At 50.4% G+C, this 21,192-nt stretch carries 24 protein-coding genes; 7 read left to right on the top strand and 17 right to left on the bottom strand.

What is annotated here, in order from left to right; genetic code table 11:
- Window positions 1–322: 322 nt before the first annotated feature.
- Both FGI41_RS07925 and FGI41_RS07930 read right to left on the bottom strand, forming a co-directional pair.
- The gene (locus FGI41_RS07925; RefSeq protein ID WP_139489417.1) at window positions 323–670 is read right to left on the bottom strand and encodes an Asp23/Gls24 family envelope stress response protein; all 348 of its coding nucleotides are present in this window, start codon (window positions 668–670) and stop codon (window positions 323–325) included.
- A 101-nt stretch (window positions 671–771) separates the two neighbouring features.
- Entirely contained in the window at window positions 772–2,433 is a 1,662-nt protein-coding gene (locus FGI41_RS07930; RefSeq protein ID WP_255298368.1) for a thiamine pyrophosphate-binding protein, read from the bottom strand.
- A 140-nt stretch (window positions 2,434–2,573) separates the two neighbouring features.
- Between FGI41_RS07930 and sleB the strand changes: the two genes are divergently transcribed.
- The gene (gene sleB / locus FGI41_RS07935) at window positions 2,574–3,305 is read left to right on the top strand and encodes a spore cortex-lytic enzyme (RefSeq protein WP_139489418.1); all 732 of its coding nucleotides are present in this window, start codon (window positions 2,574–2,576) and stop codon (window positions 3,303–3,305) included.
- Between the two features lie 92 nt (window positions 3,306–3,397).
- Here sleB and FGI41_RS07940 read toward each other — a convergent pair whose 3' ends face one another.
- On the bottom strand, window positions 3,398–3,667 hold the full coding sequence (locus FGI41_RS07940; protein ID WP_139489419.1) for a hypothetical protein: 270 nt from the start codon (window positions 3,665–3,667) through the stop codon (window positions 3,398–3,400).
- A gap of 158 nt (window positions 3,668–3,825) precedes the next feature.
- On the opposite strand from FGI41_RS07940, the gene cax reads away from it, so the two are divergent.
- The gene (gene cax / locus FGI41_RS07945) at window positions 3,826–4,869 is read left to right on the top strand and encodes a calcium/proton exchanger (protein ID WP_139489420.1); all 1,044 of its coding nucleotides are present in this window, start codon (window positions 3,826–3,828) and stop codon (window positions 4,867–4,869) included.
- A gap of 176 nt (window positions 4,870–5,045) precedes the next feature.
- Here the strand turns inward: cax and FGI41_RS07950 are convergent, their stop codons facing one another.
- The 3 genes from FGI41_RS07950 to glsA all read right to left on the bottom strand — a co-directional run bounded on the left by FGI41_RS07950 (window position 5,046) and on the right by glsA (window position 7,078).
- Complete coding sequence (locus FGI41_RS07950; protein WP_139489421.1) at window positions 5,046–5,606, bottom strand: FixH family protein; 561 nt, start codon at window positions 5,604–5,606, stop codon at window positions 5,046–5,048.
- A gap of 148 nt (window positions 5,607–5,754) precedes the next feature.
- Window positions 5,755–6,045: an Fpa/YlaN family protein gene (locus FGI41_RS07955; protein ID WP_139489422.1), complete on the bottom strand. Its 291-nt coding sequence runs from the start codon at window positions 6,043–6,045 to the stop codon at window positions 5,755–5,757.
- 85 nt (window positions 6,046–6,130) lie between these two features.
- Entirely contained in the window at window positions 6,131–7,078 is a 948-nt protein-coding gene (gene glsA / locus FGI41_RS07960; RefSeq protein ID WP_139489423.1) for a glutaminase A, read from the bottom strand.
- A gap of 136 nt (window positions 7,079–7,214) precedes the next feature.
- Between glsA and FGI41_RS07965 the strand changes: the two genes are divergently transcribed.
- The gene (locus tag FGI41_RS07965) at window positions 7,215–7,718 is read left to right on the top strand and encodes a molybdopterin-binding protein (protein WP_139489424.1); all 504 of its coding nucleotides are present in this window, start codon (window positions 7,215–7,217) and stop codon (window positions 7,716–7,718) included.
- Between the two features lie 83 nt (window positions 7,719–7,801).
- Here the strand turns inward: FGI41_RS07965 and FGI41_RS07970 are convergent, their stop codons facing one another.
- The 3 genes from FGI41_RS07970 to FGI41_RS07980 all read right to left on the bottom strand — a co-directional run bounded on the left by FGI41_RS07970 (window position 7,802) and on the right by FGI41_RS07980 (window position 12,275).
- Window positions 7,802–7,939, bottom strand: coding sequence for a sporulation histidine kinase inhibitor Sda (locus FGI41_RS07970; RefSeq protein WP_139489425.1), 138 nt, complete (start codon window positions 7,937–7,939; stop codon window positions 7,802–7,804).
- Window positions 7,940–8,440: 501 nt separating this feature from the next.
- Window positions 8,441–10,741: an Ig-like domain-containing protein gene (locus FGI41_RS07975; protein ID WP_176560179.1), complete on the bottom strand. Its 2,301-nt coding sequence runs from the start codon at window positions 10,739–10,741 to the stop codon at window positions 8,441–8,443.
- A gap of 223 nt (window positions 10,742–10,964) precedes the next feature.
- Entirely contained in the window at window positions 10,965–12,275 is a 1,311-nt protein-coding gene (locus FGI41_RS07980; protein ID WP_139489427.1) for a M28 family peptidase, read from the bottom strand.
- 251 nt (window positions 12,276–12,526) lie between these two features.
- On the opposite strand from FGI41_RS07980, the gene FGI41_RS07985 reads away from it, so the two are divergent.
- On the top strand, window positions 12,527–12,718 hold the full coding sequence (locus FGI41_RS07985; RefSeq protein ID WP_139489428.1) for a helix-turn-helix transcriptional regulator: 192 nt from the start codon (window positions 12,527–12,529) through the stop codon (window positions 12,716–12,718).
- A gap of 17 nt (window positions 12,719–12,735) precedes the next feature.
- Window positions 12,736–13,119 (top strand): hypothetical protein, encoded by a 384-nt coding sequence (locus tag FGI41_RS07990; RefSeq protein ID WP_139489429.1) that lies wholly within the window; start codon window positions 12,736–12,738, stop codon window positions 13,117–13,119.
- A gap of 82 nt (window positions 13,120–13,201) precedes the next feature.
- On the opposite strand, the gene FGI41_RS07995 is transcribed toward FGI41_RS07990, so the two are convergent.
- The 4 genes from FGI41_RS07995 to FGI41_RS08010 form a co-directional block, all read right to left on the bottom strand.
- Window positions 13,202–13,534 (bottom strand): hypothetical protein, encoded by a 333-nt coding sequence (locus FGI41_RS07995; protein ID WP_139489430.1) that lies wholly within the window; start codon window positions 13,532–13,534, stop codon window positions 13,202–13,204.
- A 299-nt stretch (window positions 13,535–13,833) separates the two neighbouring features.
- Complete coding sequence (locus FGI41_RS08000) at window positions 13,834–14,073, bottom strand: hypothetical protein (protein WP_139489431.1); 240 nt, start codon at window positions 14,071–14,073, stop codon at window positions 13,834–13,836.
- Window positions 14,074–14,306: 233 nt separating this feature from the next.
- Window positions 14,307–14,726 (bottom strand): Imm8 family immunity protein, encoded by a 420-nt coding sequence (locus FGI41_RS08005; RefSeq protein ID WP_139489432.1) that lies wholly within the window; start codon window positions 14,724–14,726, stop codon window positions 14,307–14,309.
- A 209-nt stretch (window positions 14,727–14,935) separates the two neighbouring features.
- Window positions 14,936–16,105: an MDR family MFS transporter gene (locus FGI41_RS08010; RefSeq protein WP_255298369.1), complete on the bottom strand. Its 1,170-nt coding sequence runs from the start codon at window positions 16,103–16,105 to the stop codon at window positions 14,936–14,938.
- A 166-nt stretch (window positions 16,106–16,271) separates the two neighbouring features.
- Between FGI41_RS08010 and FGI41_RS08015 the strand changes: the two genes are divergently transcribed.
- The gene (locus FGI41_RS08015) at window positions 16,272–17,153 is read left to right on the top strand and encodes a LysR family transcriptional regulator (RefSeq protein WP_139489434.1); all 882 of its coding nucleotides are present in this window, start codon (window positions 16,272–16,274) and stop codon (window positions 17,151–17,153) included.
- Here the strand turns inward: FGI41_RS08015 and FGI41_RS08020 are convergent.
- Window positions 17,150–17,845 (bottom strand): phosphatase PAP2 family protein, encoded by a 696-nt coding sequence (locus tag FGI41_RS08020; RefSeq protein ID WP_139489435.1) that lies wholly within the window; start codon window positions 17,843–17,845, stop codon window positions 17,150–17,152. The two genes, FGI41_RS08015 and FGI41_RS08020, sit on opposite strands and share 4 nt — an antisense overlap.
- Window positions 17,842–18,300 carry a YaiI/YqxD family protein gene (locus FGI41_RS08025; RefSeq protein WP_139489436.1) on the bottom strand — a complete coding sequence of 153 codons (459 nt, stop codon included), beginning with the start codon at window positions 18,298–18,300 and terminating at the stop codon, window positions 17,842–17,844. The genes FGI41_RS08020 and FGI41_RS08025 overlap by 4 nt, the downstream gene beginning before the upstream one ends.
- A 166-nt stretch (window positions 18,301–18,466) precedes the next feature.
- On the opposite strand from FGI41_RS08025, the gene FGI41_RS08030 reads away from it, so the two are divergent.
- On the top strand, window positions 18,467–18,811 hold the full coding sequence (locus FGI41_RS08030; protein WP_139489437.1) for a hypothetical protein: 345 nt from the start codon (window positions 18,467–18,469) through the stop codon (window positions 18,809–18,811).
- Between the two features lie 81 nt (window positions 18,812–18,892).
- Here the strand turns inward: FGI41_RS08030 and FGI41_RS08035 are convergent, their stop codons facing one another.
- Window positions 18,893–19,780, bottom strand: a complete 888-nt coding sequence (locus tag FGI41_RS08035; RefSeq protein WP_139489438.1) for a nicotianamine synthase family protein — start codon at window positions 19,778–19,780, stop codon at window positions 18,893–18,895.
- 40 nt (window positions 19,781–19,820) lie between these two features.
- Complete coding sequence (locus FGI41_RS08040; protein ID WP_255298371.1) at window positions 19,821–21,161, bottom strand: MATE family efflux transporter; 1,341 nt, start codon at window positions 21,159–21,161, stop codon at window positions 19,821–19,823.
- Window positions 21,162–21,192: the final 31 nt, after the last annotated feature.

Raw genomic sequence — 21,192 nt, forward strand, 5'->3', positions numbered from 1 at the left:
CAAATATGATGTTTTTTCCTTTTTATCTTTTTCTTTTGCAACGATGGTTTGACCTTGCTCTACGGCTGGCAGGAGAGGCGGCAGCTTGCAAGGGGTGCGCCTCTTTTAAAAACCAACCGAGCGGAGGAAAAAGAAAGGACGATTCGACTTCTTCGAATCGTCCCAGGGGAAACCCCTTCGTTTGGTTCAGCTTCTTCGAGCCTTTTTCCCCGTACGTAGTCCTTTCTTTTTCTGGAGCGGACAGTCTTGACCCCTTCGGGTTTTTAAAGAAGGCAAGCCACTTGCAAGCTGCCGCCTCTCCTAACCCCACGCCACAAAAAGGTCACACGGCCGTCTCAATCCCCTCCACACGCACGTTAACCTCACGCACGATCAACCCTGTAAACGTTTCCACATTCTCTTTTACTTTATCCTGCAGTTCAAGACACAGCTGATGAATCCTTGCTCCATAGCGTACCTGCACACGCATTTCAATGACCGCACCATCTTCACCGAGCGAAACCAAAATGCCCTTCGTCAGATTTTTGCCACCGGCGCCAAAACGTTTGCTCAAGTCCTCGTACAGACCACCGTTGCCAAGGGCCAAGCCTTCGATTTCGAGCGCGGCCATACCGGCAAACACGGCTACCACATGATCGGCGACAAACACCTCTCCTCTGGTCTTCTCCATGGGACTCCCCTCCTCATTGGGCCATCTATTACAAGTTCATTCACAATTTTTCTCAACATTCCTTTATCGTGTAAAAAATCCTTCGACATTTCACAGTGCCATCATTGATTCATCTTTTGTTCGATAGACGTAAACTCATTTTTCTGGATCGGCTTCAAAGTCGGTAAGGTGCAGCTCACATCCACGAGGGTAGACTGGTTGGACGACAAGGCCCATTTGACGAGATGCGGCAATTCACCTGCGTGTTCAATGCGGACGACATCCAATCCAAATGCCTGCCCTAACAGCGTAAAATCAGGGTTGGTGATCCGCGTACCGAACAGGTCAAAGCCTTCCTGCTGCATTTTATGTTCCTCCAGACCGAGTGAGCCGTTATTGACGACAAAAATGGTGATGGGCAGCTGCTGTTCGCGAAGTGTCATCAATTCACCGAGCGCCATCAGCAGACCGCCGTCTCCCACGATCGCGACCACTTGCCGGTCGGGATATACCTTTTTGGCTGCAATCGCAGCGGGGAGACCGTATCCCATCGTGCGCCATTTGCCAGAGAAGAGAGGTTGCTGCTTGGTCGCCCGAAACACGCGGTTGAACCAGACGGTGTGTTCGCCGGTATCTAACGCGATCAGTGCGTCTTCATTTACCGCCTGCTCGATGGCACGAATCAAGGTCTGCGGCATCACCCGATCTGGAGCACCAAAAGCCTGCCGGTCGTCATGTAACATCTGTTCCATCTCAAGCACTGCCCCATCATGCAGGGTGTGGAGGCGGTACAGCCAATCCATGTTCATCGGCTTCATCCGTTTGAGCCCCTGTACCCATGTCGGCAGAACCTCCTCTAATTGTCCCAAAACCGTCGTCAGATTGGGATACGCATGGAATGCCTCCAGATTCTCATCCACTTGGATCATCGGCAGGTTGTTCGGGATGTAATCGCGGGGGAACCAGGTCGAACCAAGAATCACCAGCAAGTCCACCTCCTGCAACGCCTGCAGGGCTGTATGCGTACCACCGTCCCCTAATCCGCTGATGACCTGTGGATGGTTGTGCGGGATCACTCCCTTGGCTCCCAGCGACAGCAAGACGCCTGCGCCGAGCTGCTCCACGAACTGCTGCACCATCTTGGAAATGTCACGGGTTCCGACACCTAAGAGCACCAACGGCTTTTTCGCCTGAGCCATCATCTCCAGCGCTTGCCGGGCCACCTCTTTTTGCACAAAGGTATGCTGAAGCGGGTCGGGCAGTCGATCCAACAGCGGCTCTTGGGTCTCCTGTGTAAACATATCCTTGCAGATCGACAGGTGGGTCACCCCTTTTTGAGAGATGGCACCGACAAACGCTTTGTGCAGGGCTTGGCCGATCATATTGGGATGGGCCACCACGGTTGAGTAATGAGTGATCGCTCCGTATAACTTTTGTTGATCAATATATTGTTTATAATTGCCGCCAAGCTTGTAGGTTTCCACCTGCCCGGTAATCACCACGACTGGCACATGGTCAATATGCGCGTCAGCAAGACCATTGATCAGATTGGCTGTACCTGGTCCAGACGTCGCGATGCAGACGGCTGGTTTGCCTGTTAATTTGGCTTCTGCGGACGCCATCATCGCAGCCGTGGATTCATGGCGGCAACGGATGTATTCGATATTGGTTTGTTTTCCAAGCGAATCGAGCCAAGGCAGGATCGCGTCACCTGTCACGCCATAGATGCGGGTGACTCCCCATCTGGCCAATTGTTCGGTCAAGTATTCATTGACTTTCACCATATCCCACCCTTTCCCATTCCAATTGTTACGGTTAGTTTCACCATTCGCCCAACATTTAACACCTGATTTTCCTCTTAAACCGTTGGCACACAGGACACAATACAACTGCAATGGAAATTACGAAGGGAGGTTGATCCGGCATGCAACGATTTGCTAAGCTGTTCTGGTTGCTCGCCGCGACAGTGATTACGTTTGCCGCGATTTCTGGCAGTATGCCGCAAACGTCGGAAGCCTTCAGCAAGCGGATTGTCAAAGTCGGTGCCGCAGGCTCAGACGTCAAAGAAATGCAAGGCCGCTTAAAATATCTCGGCTATTACACAGGTACCATCGATGGTGACTTCGGTTGGCGCAGCTATTGGGCGCTTCGTCGTTTCCAATACGAGTTCGGTCTTCCCGTTGACGGGGTACTCGGAGCCAAAACCAAAGTCAAGCTCTACAACGCGACGAAAAAATGGCGTCCTACATACGTCAATCCAGCGCGTAGCAAGAAAAAGTCGACCTCTCACGTAGCCTCTCACTCCAGCAATGACATCAACCTGATGGCCAACGCCGTCTACGGTGAATCTCGCGGGGAGCCGTACATCGGGCAAGTCGCCGTTGCCGCAGTTATCCTCAACCGTACCCGCCACTCCGGTTTCCCTGATTCTCCGGCAAGCGTCATCTTTGAACCAGGTGCATTCACGGCGGTAGCCGACGGCCAGATCTACCTGACCCCAAATGAAAGAGCGAAAAAAGCCGTCCGCGACGCACTCAAAGGCTGGGACCCGACAGGTGGCTGTATCTATTACTTTAACCCGCATACCGCTACCTCCAAATGGATTTGGGGACGGCCACAGGTCAAGAGAATCGGCAAACATATCTTTTGCCGCTAAGCTTAGCCTGAAACCCACACGCTTGATCCATACAAAAAAGGATGCTTCCATCGAGCATCCTTTTCTTCTTCATCATCTCTGGCGTACGGAGCTTATCTCTGCCCCAGTGCTCCAGTCGCATTCGCATTCTGGGCCGTTTTGATAAAACGCTCTTCATTGGCAATCGTGCTGCATACCCCGCATTGAACCAAGAAGTTGTCGCCGCGATACGGATTGTGAAACGCGTCCAAGTCACCCTGCAAAATCTCAGCGACCATCTCACCTGTCTGTGGATGGAGTCTGACATAGCGCGGCACTTGTTCAATGATGGTAAAACGCATTCGATTGGATTTACATACCGGACAAAAATATGGACTGGTCATGGTAGAATGCTCCCTCCTTTTGCCTGCAGATACGTCTATAGTTTTTCGGAGGGCAGTTAAATCTATACAATTAAACGTGACAATCTCCCACCATTTGGATAAACTTAATACTGTTCTCTTTCTCTATACCAAAAAATACATATTGAGGTGAAGTAGCAGTGAAATTGCGCACGTTTTTTATTCTGGTGGGTGCATCTTTGGCCCTTGCCGCGTATGCGCACTATTTGACTCACAATGAGATGCTTCAGTTCATCTCAGCAGCTGTCGCTGTCGTCTTCCTGGCCGCTTGGTTGGGAAAAGCGACAGAGAGCGTGGCCTATTATGCAGGGGGCCGCGTGGGTGGATTTCTCAACGCAACCTTCGGAAATGCGGCTGAGCTGATCATCGCCTTTTTCCTGGTCAAAGAGGGTCTGTTCGACATGGTGAAGGCATCGATCACAGGTTCCATCATCGGGAACATGCTCTTGGTATTGGGCTTGAGCGTCCTTGCCGGGGGTCTGAAGTACAAGGAGCAGACCTTTAACAACAGGCTCGCAGGTCACAACTCCTCCCTGATGATGCTGGCGATCATCGCACTGTTCATTCCGGCTGCATTCATGGGCGGACTCTCCACTGACAAAATCAACACACTGTCCATCGTGATCTCAGTTATCCTGATCGTCTGCTATTTCCTCTGGCTGATCTTCTCGATGATCACGCACAAAGAATTCCTCTCTGACATCGAGCCGGAAGACGGGCACGCAGACTGGAGCAAGGGTGTCTCCATCGCCATGCTGTTGGTTGCTACCTTCTTCGTCGCACTCGTGTCCGAATGGCTCGTACACAGCATTGAGTTCGTCTCCCATTCGCTTGGCTGGTCTGAACTCTTCGTCGGTGCTTTCGTCGTCGCCATCGTCGGTAACGCCGCCGAGCACAGTGCTGCCATCCTCATGGCGATGAAAGGCCGGATCGGTGCGGCTGTCGAGATCGCCATCGGCTCCAGCCTGCAGATCGCTCTGTTCGTCGCACCTGTTCTGGTACTGTTGAGCCTATTGTTTGGCAACCCGATGAACATCGTCTTTACGACCTTTGAGTTGGTCGCGATCGGTGTAGGGACGTTCATCGCAATCTCCATCTCCCGTGACGGTGCAACCAACTGGTACGAAGGGGTTCTCCTGCTTGCCGTGTATATCATCCTCGGTACTGCGTTCTTCTTCGTGTAAAGGGACGAAACGAAACGGTTCACAAAACACAAAAACAAAAACACCCCATCACTCAGAGACTGGAAACCCGACAACCGTGGTTCGTCCTGTACACTCCGAATGATGGGGTGTTTCTCTTTGCTGTAATCATTGACTTCCCTAGTGCCCTGGGTCTTTACTCGGGCTTTCGTTGATCCTTACTCGACCTTCAACGTCATTTCCTTATGATCGTGCAGATGGTCTGCCGCTTTCTCTGCATGGGCCACGACATGGTACTCCCCTTTTGCAAGTGTCAGTTGAGCGGAATACGCACCTTTGTCCCCTTCTGCCGCATCGACAAACGTATGCTTCTGCTCCTCACCGATCCAGTATTCAAACTTCACCTTAGCCCCAGTGATCGGGTCATGACCGGACATGAGCTGAACCGACATCGCTGCTGCTTGGTTCGCCTTAAATCCAGTCGTGGTCAAAAATTGAATATCCGCTTGTCCGCCATGCCCGTGCTGAGCAGTAGAAGTGGTTGCATCGTGGTGGGGATGTGCCTCAGCCGGTTGTGCCGAAGCAGGCTGAGCAGTGGAAGCTGGTGCCTGCTCGGTACTTCCCTCCGCTTTTGTGGCATCTGCCTGTCCTGTCGCATCCGTATGACCTGCCTCATGATGCTGCTCTTGCGCCGTATCTGTGTCTGCCCCGCAACCAGCCAATGCTGTCATCACAACCAGTGCCACGGCAAGAAGTCCGTTCTTTTGTATCTTTTTCATATGTGTGATTCCTCCTCCGAACAAGTAGCTACATCCATCATGATAAGCCTATCGCGCCCCAATCACAATGGCAATCACTAGAACCGCATGATCTGTGACAAAAAAACAAAAATGCCCGCCGGTTTTATCCGATAGCGAGCATTTTTACTTATGACTTCTGATCTTGGTCGAACATCTCATGCAGGGTCGCCAGTTTTCGTTCTAGATGATCGAGGATTTCACGGCCAGTTGCCTCCTCTACGACCCCCAAGCGGACAGCGAATTCGATTGCGCGGGACAGACCAAACATCTGAGTGTCCAATACCTCTTCATAAAGGGGACACGATGGCATGGTCAGATTCTCCATCTGCACGTCGATTAGTTTGTAGATCTTGTCCGCATCTGCTTTTAGCAGGGCCAAAGCTTTGCTTGTCAGTTCGGGAACTCTATCCGCTGCCAAAACCTATCCCTCCGTTTACCCAACTACATACCTCCATAGTACGCCATTATGGGACATTTGAAAAGAGGATAAGCGGTAGAGAACCTTAGAAAATGCTAAGGTTCCACCTTGCAGACAGTTCTTCCAATAATTTGACCCCGCCAATCGAGTTGCCTTTTTCATCGAGAGACGGTCCGAAGACTCCGATTCCCATTTTATGGGGTACCGTTGCCATGATGCCGCCTGACACCCCGCTCTTCGATGGTACCCCTACCGAAATCGCATATTCACCGGACGCATTATACATCCCACAGGTTACCATGAAGGTCTTGACGATCCTGGCGATTGGCAGGGGCACGATCTGTTCGCCTGTGAATAGATCAAAACCGTCGTTAGAGAGAATCGCGGCAATCCGCGACAGATCCGCACTGCACAGCTCAATCGCACAATGGCGCACATATAAATCGAGGATTTCTTCGACGTCCCCCTCGATGATCCCGCTGTCGCGCATGAAATACGCTAACGCCCGGTTACGGTCAGCCGTATCCAGCTCAGATTGATAGACCGCCTGATTCAGCTGAATGTCTGGTCTCCCTGACATGCGCCTAAGCAGATCCAATATTCTCTCAAACCGCTCATCGGCCGTGCTGCCGCTGACCAGTGAGCTTACCGCAATCGCCCCCGCATTGATCATCGGGTTGAGCGGCCGATGCGGCTTGATCGTCTCCAGCTTGACGATGGAATTGAACGGGTCACCCGTCGGCTCCATCCCCACCCGCGAAAACACATAATCAAAGCTCCGGTCCTGAAGTGCCACGATCAGCGAAAAGATCTTGGAGACACTCTGCATCGTAAACGGGACCTGTGTATCCCCAGCCGAAACGGTGGTTCCATCCAGAAACGTGACACTGATCCCTAGCATCGAAGGATCGCTTTTGCCAAGCACTGGTATGTAATCGGCCAGATGTCCCTGCTGGGTGTAAGGCTGCGCACGAAGCAAAGCCTCTTCCAGATCGGCTTTGATCTCATGAGGAGTTTTTTCTGGGAAAATCATAGCGTGGCCCTTCACCTCGTTTTGATATGATCGATTCTATTAGGATAGACATGCAATAGACAAACCATGCCAGATGATTGCAGGGTTGTCGGTGATAAGGTACAATTTGGACGAGAAAGATGAGGAGGGGTACCAATTGGCTGAAGTAATTATGATAAAAGGTCTGGTCACCTATTCGATCACGCTTGATCCTACCGTGTGGGTCTTCGATGATCGCAGGTTTGACCTTCGTACATATGCCGGAGAAACAGATGAGGCCGAAGATGAGCGGCTTGCTTACATCAGAGGCGCATCTGATCACTGGGAGCGGGAATTAAGAGAAGGAGCACAGCTTCCTTCCGAGCGCAAAAGTCTGGCGGAAGAGCGCCAAGTACTTGAAGGTGACTATGGCGTGAAGCTGGCTCCTTTTATCGAGAATGCGAAACCGCATCCAGAGGCTAACTATGTCAAAATCATCAGAGAGGACGCAGAACCTGTGCTGTTGCCTCTTGAAGAGGCTAGAAAAGCGATTCTGCAGTTTTCCAAAGACGGCAAGCCGATCCGTGAACGCGGGCCCGTTTATTTTTATCTTCCAGAGGATCTGTTGTTGAAGCGTCCACCGATCGACAATGTTATCGCCTTTGAGCTAATCAACCAATAAAAACGCCGCCCTGCGAAGCTGCATGCAGGGGGCCAAGTGATACTGGATGTCACATTACCATGCGCGTGTCTCTGTCTCTTATTCTATGCGCTCGCTTCTGTCCGTTCCAGATTGCGTCGTTGAATCTCGTTTTTGAGAAGTTCAATGAACGCAGGCTCTAATTGAAGGTCGACAGCACGCTGGTATACTTCTAGTAGTAAACTATCGCTTAAGTATCTCACGTTTGTCACCTCCCCCTTGATTTGTAAGCTCATTGTATCATGTTGCTAGATCACGAACAACCGTTCTGATATCCACAGAACATGTGGGTATCTTGTTGGCAACTTGTGGGCAAGGTGTGCAAAAGCGCAAAATTCCTATATTTTCCGATGTGGATTTACATGAAAAAGTTATCCACAGAAAGTCGACATTTGTCGAAAAGAAAGTTCCCAAATCTAGGAATATCACAAAAAAGCTTTCGAACTTTGTCAGTTCGAAAGCTTTTTTCGTCGATCTCTATGTTTTATGATTGAGTGGTCAAACGTACAATCTCGGTGATGACAACCATAGTTGCGATCACAAAGCCAAATGAGCCTGTCACTAACAACATTTGCTTCAGCTTTTTACCTTCTTCCATAACCATGGTTCCCTCGCTTTCACGCACCATACCTATCAATTAGGCATCAGGTATGTGTGCTCTCTACTAAATAATACGATGAAGCGATGAAAACGTTACATAAAACTTATGGAAATTCCGTGTAAAATGGATAAATCCAATTTTGTTGGAGCTGCACACCTGTTTCGGAACGCAGGCCCTTCGTGATTTTGACGAGATAATACGCGCCAGGATCAAGGCTTTCTTTTGCCTGGAGCGAAATTTTGCGCTTATCGGATGACAGGGTGATGGTGGCAGGGACTTTTTGCCCGGTATCATCCTCCAGCCAGACATTGGCCTCGGTGACACTCTTGGCATCCATCCGTTTGGTCATCCCGATCTCGAAGCGCTTGGTCAATGGGATGTTCTTTTGAGTTTTGCCATAGACTTGGAAGCCTTGGGTGGAGACGGTGTCTTGGGCAGCTGTGGTGTAGCGGACGATTGGCAGCCCGAGGTAGTGCAGGGTATAGGTCTCCCCTTTTTTCCACGCATCTTGTGAAGATGAGATGGACCAGATATTACCGTTGGAGCGGCTCTTCACCGCTTGGATGGAGACCGGGTTGCCCGATGAATCAAGCAGGACAAGCTGTTCTTTGAACTGGTCTGCGCCTACGCCGTCCATCTCTGTGCCAAACGCAAGCTGAATGGAGCGATACTGCGGTACGTTGGTCTCTCCATAGGTCAGATTGCTCCCGCGTAAAAAGCCCTGATCGGACTCGCCCGGAAGCTTTGTGCGCGGATTGGCTGCCGTCCATTCTACCCATAGGCTATGCAGCGGCTGGGCGCGGAGCAGCTTGTTTACACCACCATTTTCTTCGGTCTCGTCCCATCGGATATTGGCCGTAGTGGATTGCAGGTAGGCCCGGCGTGGGTCAGTGACATCCTGTGCGCCAAACAGACGGTTCGGATTGTCACGCAACAGCTCCATGAGCGAGATGCGTTCGGGCATCAGTGCATTGAGATAGTGGGCCGCCGCCCAGCCTGTGCCGTCTTTGCTCTTGATCTCGTACCAGACAAAGCCGTCACGCTCGATTGGGCCGCCTGTCACTTTCACATTTTCATAAGATTGCAGCGAATCAATCACACGCCCGGCAAGACCTGCCGCATTGCGGACGTTAAGGGAGCTGGCAAAAGTGGAGACCTGTGCGGTATCACCTGCCTGCAGATTGCGGCGGCGAACATCCTCACCCGCGAGATGGACGGGCTGCGGGGTCACATATGGGGTACGGCCGCTTGGAACACTGTCAGCCGGTATCTGTTCTTTTGGAATCCGTGTGATCGGCTGGGCAAAATAATCACGGGTCAGCTGCAGCACCGTATCCTGATACGTGGCAGTCTTTCGGTATTTGTTCGGAATGTTATGCGGATTGTTGTACATCGACCAGCCGTTGTAGGCCCATAGGGTGAAATACCAGCTTTCCATTTCATTTTGCCCCATATTGCCAATTGATGGCAATAGACCCCTGTCTGTATAGCTCCGCTTTTCAAGCAGAACCTGTGCCCCGGCGCGGAGGTTGTAGAGAATGTCGGTTTTCAGACGGTTCTGATCGAAGCTCGGCTGGTTGGTCAATTGCATAATCCCGATCCCGTTGTCATAGCTGATCAACGGATTGCCGTTGGCGTCGAATTGGCGCCAGGAGGACTCTTGCCATGCGACGGCTTTCATCAATACGGCCGGGATTTTGTATTCGGCAGCCACCTGTTCGATCATCCGCTCGATTTCGTGGTAGGGCGGATTTTTCATCGCTTTCCCCTCTAGGCGCTGGGCTTGGCGCGTGGTCGGGGCTTGCTCTTGGCGCTGTTTTTTCCATGGGGAGCCGCTGTAAATTTCGGCGATCCGCTCAGACGGGAAGGCATTGGAATCCCCTGCCTGATAGACCGAATACTGGAGCGACAAGTAGCCTGGATACACCTGCACCTGTCCTTGTATGATGTCATCGGATTGGTACAGCAGACGCGGATTGGGGCCTCCTTGGAACACTAGATAGCGGACGGTACCGCCGGATGCTTCTTCGTGGAGGACGAGCACCAGATCTTGGGTATGATCACCTGTGACGTCTGCTATGTAGCTGTGGGTCGGGCGGAAAAAGACAGGGGCTTGGATCGTCTCCACGATGCCTTGGCTTGCCGTAAGCGTGATTTGGTAGGCCCCAGTTGCGCTTTTCTTTTGCCAGCGCAGGAGTTCGGGTGTAGAATCACCGCCCAGTTCGACGCGGAATTCGGTTTTATTGGTCAGTTCGGTTGGTTGAATCGGTTGGATCTGGTTATTGATAGTAGTAGTTGTATAGATGGCTCGTGCCTCTCCGCCACCGAGCAGTGTAAGTCCAAGGGCTGTGGCGGTTAGTAGGCTGAGTGTGGGAGCGAGTCGTTTTTTTCTGGTTTTTTTCATCAGATTACTCCTCTCTATATTATTTTTATCGGCATTGAACATTAGAGGATACAACGATTTTTACAGGTGAACAACAACCCCTTTTTCTGGTGTAAGCTACAAACTATCAAGTCGTCGATGCTAATGCCCATTTCTCTATTCTATCAGACTACAAAAAGAAACCCCAGACGAGCACGGAAACTCGACTGGGGTTCTGCTTTTCTATCTATGATTCTAGCATTTCCTATTGTACTGGTCTGTTCTCGAACGAATAGTTAACCGGAGTGAAGAAGTTCTTGTAGGTCTTGAAGGAAGGTGTGGACGGGCTAGTGATCTGGTAGAGGGAATCACCGACGATTCTCGCTGTCTGGCTCAGTCTGGTCTTGCTGATGTTTGCGATGGTATCTTGTGCGGTGTGGTACTGTGGCTCTACAGGAGCGTAGATGAACAGGGCTGCTGGAATCCCTTTTTTATAGAATGGCTCGTGGTCACTGCGGCCCAGCTTGCCGTACGGGATCACGGTATACAGCTTGGCAGCGGCGGTCGCACCGAGGTCTGTGACGACGTTCTTGTAGCCATCTACGGTGTACATGATGAGAGAGCCTGCATTCGGGCTGCCCACCATGTCGAGTTGGAATTCACCGATGGTTCTGCTGATCTCATCCGTGGTCAATGTGTTCACATATGCATTGGATCCAAGAATACCCAATTCCTCGGAACCGAATGTGCAGAAACGTACTTCTGTATCACGGGTGGTCAGAGCCATGACACGCGCCAGCTCGATGACGGTGGCGGTACCGGATGCATCATCATTTGCCCCAGGGCCATTCGGGACAGAGTCGTGATGCGCACCAGCGATGACGATTTCATTCAGGTTGGAGGTGGAGTTAGGAGCCAGCTTGGCGATGACGTTGTAGGAGTAGTAATACGCGTCCACCCCGATGCTTTTGAGTTCAACGGTATCTTCCACTTGTTTTTGGATGTTCGCAGTTTCACTGTCTTGCTTGACGAGCTGTTTGCCCTCCTTATCGATCCCTTGAAAGGAGGTGTCCAGCATCATGACCCCGATGGCTCCCTTTTTCATCACCTTTTTGATTTTTTCCTTGATCGGGGTGCCGCCTGGGGTGATCATGGCGTACATGCCTTTCAGGTCTACATTTTTCAGGTCTGCGTCCGTTGCTTTGTTCACGTTGACGACTTTATTCTGGTTCAATTCAAAAGGCTTGTTCTTGTCATGGGAATCAACGCCCGCTGCGATGTAGTTTTTCCAGATGGTAAAGCGCTGAAGTGTGGTGGTATAGCCGAATTGATCGAATTTTCCTTTGATATAGAGTGCGGCTTGGTACTCCGCATTGGTTCCGGCTTCACGCGGTGCTTTGGCCAGATAAGCGACATCGTTGTAGATATTGTCAACGTTGATCTGATTGAGGAATACATCAGATGCGATCCGTTGCGGTGCGTCTGTGGCAGGAGCGGTAGCAGCGGCCATGGCAGATGTTCCGGTCAGCAGCAGGCTTGTTGCGAGAAAAGAAGAAAGAATGTGTCTCGACTTCATTTCAAAACCTCCATAACATGGTTTTATTGTAAAAATATATCTACAATTTATCTTATCAAATGTTTTTTGTCTATTGATAATTTTTTATAAGATAAAAATGATTCTTTGGTACTCTTTGGTTTTAGGAATAGGGGTAGACATGAATCAAGATCATAGGTGTAAAAAACATTTGACACCAATATTTTCTTGTTTTATATTTTAGGTGTCAAATATGTTTTACACCAAAGCGGAATTGAAGGTGCATAAGTCACATGGAGAATCGAATTAAGGAACTTCGTGAACAGAAAAATATTTCACAAGGAAAGCTGGCTGAGCTCTGTAACGTAAGCAGACAGACGATCAATGCAATCGAGAACAACAAATACGATCCCAGTCTTCAATTAGCTTTCGACTTGGCCAACCATCTGGGTGTGACTGTTGACGAGCTTTTCCAACCCTACTAAATAAGGAGACGGTTGTTATGAAAAAATTCAGTGTGATTGGATCGTTGCTATTATTCCTGATCATTGGCGGGTATGGGGTGTTTCGATGGGTTCAGGTAGGAGCGGTTGATGTAAGTACCATTTTCTTCGGTTGCCTGAGCCTTTCGTATCTCTTCCAATCATTGACCTGGGGTAATCCTTACGGCAATAAGGACAAAGATGAGTTGGACCGGCATATCAAGACGCAAAGTGGGGAAATCAGTTATTATGTGCTGATGATTTTATCTGTCTGTACGTTATTTATTTCTGAAGGTGCTGTTCATTTGGATGCGATTAAGAATCTGCCTCTGGCCTTTGTTGTTTGTTTGACCTTTGTCGTGGTTCCGATTACGGAATTTATTTACTCAAGAAAGTTCAGATAAAAAAGCCCGAATATAGGACATGATCGACTGTCCTATATTCGGGTTCCTCTCGTTTCCCTGTTCAATTGAATGCCGGTGCCGCCTATTCTTCGAAAAACCATTCCTCTGGATAACCCTTACTTGGTCGATCGTGAATATCACTCATGTTATTAAGCCCCCGATACCATGCGATATAGGTCGCTCCATCCCGCTCATAGGTGATCTTGTACACCGTATTTGTGCTGCTTCTTCCGTCAAAAGGATGCTGGTCTCCGAAAACGGTATCGATGTCGGTAACTTTGGCTCCAGTGGCTTCGATCACTCTGTTGATCTCGGCTTCATGCTTTTGTCCCATTAGGAAAAACATAGATATTGTACTTACCTTAATAAATCCAAAAACTACAAGGAAAAATATGATTTTTTGTTTTGTACTCATGATCCTGTTCGTTCCACTCCTTACAAGACTTATTTGTTTATCCCATTATGAATGGGCTACATAATTGTTATAAAATCCGTAACATGATAAGAGCAAGAAAATGATTCCCCAACCGCGTCTCCATATCTTTGTAACCAAAGAGGGCTCCGGAACTTTTTGAAACACCTCATATGATGTAAAGACTCTCGCGTACTTTGGGAAAAAAGCGAAGAGAATCCCGAATAGAAACAAGAATATGCTTTCTGCAACATTACGTTCCATTTTTTAACTCCTGTTCTTATTCGTATTCATTCGAATTGCTAGTTCAGAAAGGAATAAATAACAAAGCAAAATGCAAAAACGAGTTGTATCACACCCATGATCCGAAACAACAAAATAGTTCTTTCTTCCCCTTGCTCTTTTTCCTTCTCCTCTTCTTTTTCATTCTGAAGATTGATTCCTGTATTTTTTTCCAACCATAATACTTGCTTGGGGAAAAATGTATGAGCCACCCCGAGTACCAAAACGATTAGGAAGAAAAAGAATTCCCCAACTACCACTGTGATCCTCCATTCGCTTTGTTTCATCATGAAGCATTCGAAACATAAGCATGTCTTATTTCACCAGATCATAGCGATCGACCACATGAGCGGAATCAAGGAACCGAACCCTGTCCAGAGGAGCCCAACACGGTTTAGGATCAAGAGACAAGTTACCGCAACCCAAATACTTAGCCAAAAAATAATCCTACGTTTATGATTTTCTTTGTAAGTAAAAAGCAAGTCGTCTTTGTTCACTCGTTGCCCTCTATTCTCGCTTTCATCTCATCAAGGGTTTCATACTTGATCACCACTCCATACTCCCAGTGGAGATATCGGTTAATCGCCCATCCGACCTCTTCCCATGTTGGCCGATGACAATCTTTTAAGATTTCGTTGATACAATCCCTGATTCGTTCCAAATTACATTCACGTACGATCACATATCCCCTAGAGCATATGACCGGGCGTCCTTCCAGTTCCTTCATTAAACGTTTTGGGGTGATGACGGTAAAATCAAAGAAATCAGCGCCTAGCGAGTCACGACTGCCTATACACGCAGTTCCCGCTAATCTAAAATCATCACCGATATCCCTCGTAGATGACAACTCAAGTTCTCCGTATAAATTGGGGTCACCCGTTATGACAAGTTCTTTCAACACAGGTACGATCATGAATCCCGCTCCTTTTGTCACCTCTAGACCTATTGGCCGATGATCGATTTATAGTCACGCTTGATTATATGTACATCATGTATCCTTGTAAAGGTTAACCATCCCTCCCTTCTCCTCTTGACAACCTAAAAAGACCTCCCCAACTTCCTCGATCGGGAAGCCAGAGAGGCCATTGCATCATTTCTATATCAGAATCTGTATCCGAAACCCTACATCACCTTCGCCACAGCCGACACCTTCGCACTCCGCTCCATCCGGTACATCGCCCACGCGACGATCATCCCGATCAAGAGACAGAAGCCCCATGGAAGCCAAGACATGTGCAGTACCTGACCTTGGTCATACATCCAGCCGCCCAGCACCGTACCAATCGATCCGCCGATGGCTATCGAATAGCCGCTGAAGCCGAAGTATGCACCAATATGCTCCCTAGGCGCAAAACGCGGCACCATGTCTACCAGATACGGGTTGGAAATCATCGTCCCAAGCGAGAAGATGCACACATCGATCATAATCATCCAGAGCGTATTGGAGAATGAGAACAGAAACATGCCGATGCTCATCAGCAGTGTCCCGAAGCCGATCAGGGTAAAATGCTGGGTCTGACCCGCGAGCAGCTTGGTGATCTTCATCTGGAACAGGATGACCATCACGGATACAGTGGCAAGCACAATCCCGACTGCTGTTTTGCTGTCCAGCACATCTTCGACATACTTGGGAATGGCGAGGAAGATTTGCATATAGATATAGTAATAGCCGATCATAATTGCACAGAACATCAAGAAAGCACGATCCCGAAAGACGAGGTGAATGCCCTCGGTTACTTTTCCCGAGCGGTTGCCTGCTTCAATCGGCGGGATCCCGATCATTACGAAAAGGATACACACATAATACGCTGCACCTGCAAACAGCGACAGCCAATAGAAGTCAAACATCGCCAGTGCCGTGCCGATCAGCTGTGAGCCGACCATGCTGATATTGTTGAGCACACTGCGCATGGCAAAGACTTCTTTGCGTATGTCTTGGGGGGCCAGAATCGAATAGCAGGCAGCCATCGCCGGTTCAAACAACGAACCACCCAGACCCGAAAGGATTGCTGCGGCGAAGAACTGCCACGTCTCCGTACAAAAGGCAAAGGCACTAAAACCCGTCGCCCGTGCAAAAATACCGAGGATCATCGTCAGCTTGTAGCCGAAACGGTCAGCCACCATCCCGCCGATAAAAGCGATCCCCTGCTGGGAAAATTGCCGCACTCCAAGCATCAGCCCCGCCATCGCCAGCGTCCAGCCGTAGCTTCCGGTTACATGCAAGGTCAGATACGGGATCAGTGCGTAGAAGCCCATGTTCATCAACACGGAGAGCACTAACAGCCATTTCACCCCGGAAGGCATCCTTCGCAACAACTCCGTATTTTTCATTGTGATCACACTCTTTTCTGCAAACGTGATTTTTATTACACTCAGCTTACAGAAAGATATATAATTTGAGAAACGATGTTTTTTGCTAAGAGTAATCGAAAAAACAAATAAGAGGTAGAGACAAGCTATGGAGCTCGATCAGTTAAAAGCATTTCAGACGCTGGCCCAGACCAAGAACTTCACCAAAGCCGCTGAATCCCTGCATCTGGTGCAATCCACCGTCACGATGCGGATCAAGCAGCTGGAGGAAAAGGTCGGCAAACCCCTGTTCATCCGCAATAAACGCTCCGTCGAGATTACACAGGCGGGTCTCGCCCTTTTGCCGTATGCTGAGCGGATTTTGCAGCTGGTTCAGGAAGGCTTGCATGAGGTATCGTCGATGCAGCCGTATGAAGACAGACTGGCGATCGGGAGTGCCGGATCGCTCTGGACCTTTATCCTGGAGCCGGTGCTAAAAGAATTTTACCTGCGCTACCCCGATGTGGCGGTACGTACCTTTTCTGGACACTCGTGGGATGTGGTGCAGTATTTGCACGATCATCTTATTCAGATCGGCATTGTCTATATTCCCCCCACCCAGCCGAACTACGAGGTGATCCCCTTTTTCGAGGATGAGATTGTATTAGTCGGTGCGCCGGATCATCCGAGTACCCTGGCAGGATCAATCGATGTGCAACACCTTGCCAGTCTGCCGCTGATCTTCGTCAACTGGGGCAGGCCGTTCACTGACTGGATCTGGAATACACTGCCGCCTGGCTATGTGCCTCGCCTGCAGGTGGACGGAGTACAGGTGGCCATCGATCTGGTCAAGGAAGGCTTAGGGGTCACTCTGCTCACCCGCTCGATGGCCAAAGCGGAGTTGGCCGCAGGGACGCTTCGTGAAATCACCGTGAGCGGTACCGAAATCCCGAAGCGCTCTGCCTACATCGTCCTGCACCGGGACAAAAAAAACAGACCCAGCGTAGAAAAATGGCTGAGTCTGATGCGTGAATTCGGATATCAGTTTTAGTTAGGAAGCGGCGGGGTATCGACCTGCTGCTTTTTTGCTGGTTGAGCGGCGGACAGGCTCTGGTACGTATAAATCGTGATGAGCATCCACGCTGTCCCGACCAGATAGCCCGCAAGTACGTCACTCGGGTAATGCACACCCAGATAGACACGGCTAAAGCCCATCGAGAAGATGAACGGCAGGCTGATGATGAGTAGCGCTGCACGTCCGCCTGCCTGTTTGACCATAAGGCGCCACAGCAGATAGGTGATGAATCCATAAAATACAACGGCAAACATCGCATGTCCGCTTGGGAACGACATCGAGTCCGGAAGTTCAATCAGGTTGACTCCGCTTGGACGATGGCGGGCAAACCACTCCTTCAAAGCCTCATTCAACAACTCCCCAAGCCCCATTGTACCGAGCAATGTCCAGGTCTCCAACCGATAGCCCTTGATAAACAGCACAATCAGTAAGAGAATACCGCCCGGCAACAAAAATCCGCTGCCCCCAAGAAACGTGATCCCTGAAAGCAGGTCCGTCAGCCACGGAGCTTCAATAGACCGGGCGTAACCAAACAGTTCTGTGTCTAATGGTTTCGACTGCCCTGCCATCACCAGTTGAGCCATATAGGCAAAACCTCCTACACAGATCAAGGCCAGCCAAATCATCGGTGACATATACCATGTTGTTTTATTTGTGTTGGTAGTCATATGGTCTGCTCATCTCCCTTCTCCAATAACGAGCGAAGCGACCGCTCGAATTTTTCTTCATCCTCTGCTGTCCGTGCCGCCGGGCCTTTGGTTCGTCCCCCGCCGCGCCGGAAGCGGGCTTTTTCGTTGCGGACCTCCAGATCGAAGGTGATCCGCTCTTTGTCAAAAATTTTGCCGTGCGGTGTCAATGCACGTGCTCCTCTGCCCAGCACCAGTGCTCCCAACCCGATGTCCTGGGTCACCACGATATCGCCCGCCTTGGTGTCATTGGCGAGCCGGATGTCTACTGCCTGCGGAGAAGCATCGACGATGATGTGGTTGTCCCCGCGCAGCTGATGATTAAAGCTGGCATAGGTAATGTATTGCGTGTTAAACTCTTTTGCCAGTCTGGCAACGGTCTGTAAGGCTTGTCTGGGACAAGCATCGGCATCGACCAAAATCCATCGTCTACTCAAGTAATCACCCTGCATTCTTTTATGTACGAGGTATATCTATTCAGTTATATCACAGTTATGCCTGCTTTCACCACTGGATAGCCTAGGGATTTTATTTGATCGGTAAACGTTTCCATAATGTGCTGGTATCATCTGCTGTCTCTTCCTGTCAAGGCGCATACCTGATATGATAAAAAGGAGAGAGGAGTGGGTCTATTTGCGTTACGAATTTACTCTGGATGAACGGTTAGGCATACGGATTCCCCTGCTCCATCATGAGTGGGAAGAATATACAGGCGAAGAACGTTCCGCTATTCTTTTGGAGTGGGAAGAGATCCGCGCCAGAATTCCAGACCGGATCATTGCATTGGAAAAAGTGATTAATCATAGGCAGGCGGCTCTGTATGAAGAGGAAGACTTCATCCGCTCCTGTGAGTTGAATCAGGAGATTGCCGAGCTGGCCAGTACGATTAATGATCTGAATATTTGGTTCCGTGTCGAGCAGGATTACGATACGCGGGCACATCACTAGTTTTTAGGTTTATGGGGAAAATGGCAAGCGGCTGTATCTGACACAGGATCAGAGACAGCCGCTTGTTTTTATTGGGCGTGATTACAGGAGGTAGTATAGTGTCGAATTGATGATCCTGGTATCTGCCCAGGTACGCCCAATCAGGCGTGCCCCCAAGCTGTCCATCTCCCGTTCATCGACTGGCTCGTAGAGGAGCGTATGTACTCCGTCTGCGGAACGGACGGCAAGGATGGTCGGACGGGATGCATCGGCCCGCTTCCCTCGGGTACGCTGAATCTGCTCCACCACCTGCTGTTTGTCCGGGATCAGACTGGCGCAAAAGATCAGTGGATACGGCGCGTAATCCACCTGTTCACCCGATCGGTGCAGGTAGGTAATCTGCTCCTGTAGCCCGAGACGCTCGATCAGCGCACGGCCTGCCCCCACCGCCGCAGCGTCCACATCAATACAGACGACCGGTACTCCTGTCTGTTGATGCAGGATGATCGCGCTCAGCGGAAATGGCCCTGCCCCGACAAAAGCAACCGCCTCCCCCTGCGCTACCTCAAGTGGGGAAACCTTGACGGGATACCCCTCTACCTGCGGGCGGCAGGCAGCCAGACCTTCCAGCTCCACCTGCACCAGTGCCTCGTAGTTGTCCCAATAGAGAAAATCTCTCAAATGTTCCATATTTAATAGAAGATTCTCGCTGTATTCCTGTGCGTAGTAGAATTCCATCTCGGCTTCGGCGATGCTTAGTTTTGGCAAAAGGGTGGAGCGAAGCTGGCGGATACGCTCATCGGTCAGAATGTCCTGTTCCTCTTGGCTTGAATAGACAAGCGAGACTTGTGCCACCAGATCGGATAAGGCATGGTTGATCTTCGGATTGCGCGGAGACAGGTCTGTCTCTTGATGCAAGGTATGATGGGCATGGATTACCGCGTGTAACAGTCTCTCTTTTTGTTCTGTCTGGATCGTTTGATTACTCATGGGTCAGATCCTCCTCTACTCCCTGTTGGAGTTTTTTCTATCAAAGAGCGGTTCGGTTCAAGCGCGGCAGGTACACCCATAAAGCCAGCGACCGTGCCAGACTGAAAATGATGAAGGCCAGCCACAGTCCGTGATTGCTCCACGCCGGAACAAAGAGCCAAGCAACCAGCAGATAGCAGGCAAAGGAGATGATCATCGAATTGCGGATAGAGGCCGCTTCGGTCGCTCCGGAGAAGATTCCATTGAGCTGCAGGCCCCAGAAGGCGACCAGCGGGTAGAAGACCACCCAGATCAGATACTCGGACGCTTCCACCTGCACGTCATGGATGCTGGTGAACCACGTGATCAGTACGTCTCCCCACAGATAGGTGATCACGGTCAGCACGAGGGAAGCGGCAAATGCCCAGATGGCAGACAGCTGGATCGCCTGCTGGTAGAGCGGCTTATTTTTACTCCCAATCGCCCGCCCGACGAGGATGCTGCTGGCATTGGCAAAGCCGTCGAAGATATACGCCATGAGAAAATGTACCTGCAACAGCACCGCATTGGCAGCCAGCGTCACTTCGCCCATGGAAGCTCCTTGGGAGGTGAACAGCAGGAAGACGCCGAGCAGGCAGCAGGTGCGGATGAAGAGGTCGCGGTTCATTTTGAGCATGTTGACAAACGTCTCCGATGCCCATACCTGTGCCCAGCGCCATGTCACCTGCCGAAGATCAGGACGGCGCAAGACGAGCCACAGCCCAATCGCGGTCGCACTCATCTCGGACAAAAGGCTTGCCAGCGCGACCCCTGACACATCCATCGCGAAGCCACGGACGAACCCGATGCACAGAGCAATATTGATCAGATTCATCAAGATCTGCAGGTAGAGAGCCAGCCTCACCTGTGAGACCCCGATCAGCCAGCCGACCAGCGCGTAATTCATCAACAAAAACGGCGCCCCCCAGATCCGCACGTCAAAATACCGGACAGCATGCTCGCCCACCTCCTGTCCTGGCTGAATCAGCATGATCGCCGCCTGCTTGATCGGAACCTGCAAGGCGACGAACAGGAGTCCAAACCATAACGCAATGCCGACCGGTCTAAGCAGGGAGAGCAGCACTTCCGTCCGGTCTCCTGCACCATGCGCCTGAGCGGAAAAACCAGAGGTACTCACCCGAAGGAATCCGAACAGCCAGTACAGCGTGTTAAAAATCAAGGTACCAACCGCCACCCCGCCGATGTAGGCCGGATCAGGCAATTGCCCCACCACCGCTGTATCCACAGCACCGAGCAATGGTGTCGACAGTGTGGACAGGATCAGTGGAGTTGCCAGCACCAAATACTGTTGATGTGTGATGCCTGTCTGTTGCTGGGGCAGGCTGGATCGATCTGTTTTCATGTTGGTTGGTTCCCTTCTTTCGTCGTAATCG

This window comes from Brevibacillus dissolubilis, from assembly GCF_006170445.1.
Lineage (GTDB): Bacteria > Bacillota > Bacilli > Brevibacillales > Brevibacillaceae > Brevibacillus_B > Brevibacillus_B dissolubilis.

Excerpts from the sequence above, each read along its gene's own strand:
- FGI41_RS07925 (WP_139489417.1), bottom strand. The coding sequence starts at position 670 with ATGGAGAAGACCAGAGGAGAGGTGTTTGTCGCCGATCATGTGGTAGCC.
- FGI41_RS07930 (WP_255298368.1), bottom strand. The coding sequence starts at position 2,433 with ATGGTGAAAGTCAATGAATACTTGACCGAACAATTGGCCAGATGGGGA.
- sleB (WP_139489418.1), top strand. The coding sequence starts at position 2,574 with ATGCAACGATTTGCTAAGCTGTTCTGGTTGCTCGCCGCGACAGTGATT.
- FGI41_RS07940 (WP_139489419.1), bottom strand. The coding sequence starts at position 3,667 with ATGACCAGTCCATATTTTTGTCCGGTATGTAAATCCAATCGAATGCGT.
- FGI41_RS07950 (WP_139489421.1), bottom strand. The coding sequence starts at position 5,606 with ATGAAAAAGATACAAAAGAACGGACTTCTTGCCGTGGCACTGGTTGTG.
- glsA (WP_139489423.1), bottom strand. The coding sequence starts at position 7,078 with ATGATTTTCCCAGAAAAAACTCCTCATGAGATCAAAGCCGATCTGGAA.
- FGI41_RS07975 (WP_176560179.1), bottom strand. The coding sequence starts at position 10,741 with ATGAAAAAAACCAGAAAAAAACGACTCGCTCCCACACTCAGCCTACTA.
- FGI41_RS07980 (WP_139489427.1), bottom strand. The coding sequence starts at position 12,275 with ATGAAGTCGAGACACATTCTTTCTTCTTTTCTCGCAACAAGCCTGCTG.
- FGI41_RS07985 (WP_139489428.1), top strand. The coding sequence starts at position 12,527 with ATGGAGAATCGAATTAAGGAACTTCGTGAACAGAAAAATATTTCACAA.
- FGI41_RS07990 (WP_139489429.1), top strand. The coding sequence starts at position 12,736 with ATGAAAAAATTCAGTGTGATTGGATCGTTGCTATTATTCCTGATCATT.
- FGI41_RS07995 (WP_139489430.1), bottom strand. The coding sequence starts at position 13,534 with ATGAGTACAAAACAAAAAATCATATTTTTCCTTGTAGTTTTTGGATTT.
- FGI41_RS08005 (WP_139489432.1), bottom strand. The coding sequence starts at position 14,726 with ATGATCGTACCTGTGTTGAAAGAACTTGTCATAACGGGTGACCCCAAT.
- FGI41_RS08015 (WP_139489434.1), top strand. The coding sequence starts at position 16,272 with ATGGAGCTCGATCAGTTAAAAGCATTTCAGACGCTGGCCCAGACCAAG.
- FGI41_RS08020 (WP_139489435.1), bottom strand. The coding sequence starts at position 17,845 with ATGACTACCAACACAAATAAAACAACATGGTATATGTCACCGATGATT.
- FGI41_RS08030 (WP_139489437.1), top strand. The coding sequence starts at position 18,467 with ATGATAAAAAGGAGAGAGGAGTGGGTCTATTTGCGTTACGAATTTACT.
- FGI41_RS08035 (WP_139489438.1), bottom strand. The coding sequence starts at position 19,780 with ATGAGTAATCAAACGATCCAGACAGAACAAAAAGAGAGACTGTTACAC.
- FGI41_RS08040 (WP_255298371.1), bottom strand. The coding sequence starts at position 21,161 with ATGAAAACAGATCGATCCAGCCTGCCCCAGCAACAGACAGGCATCACA.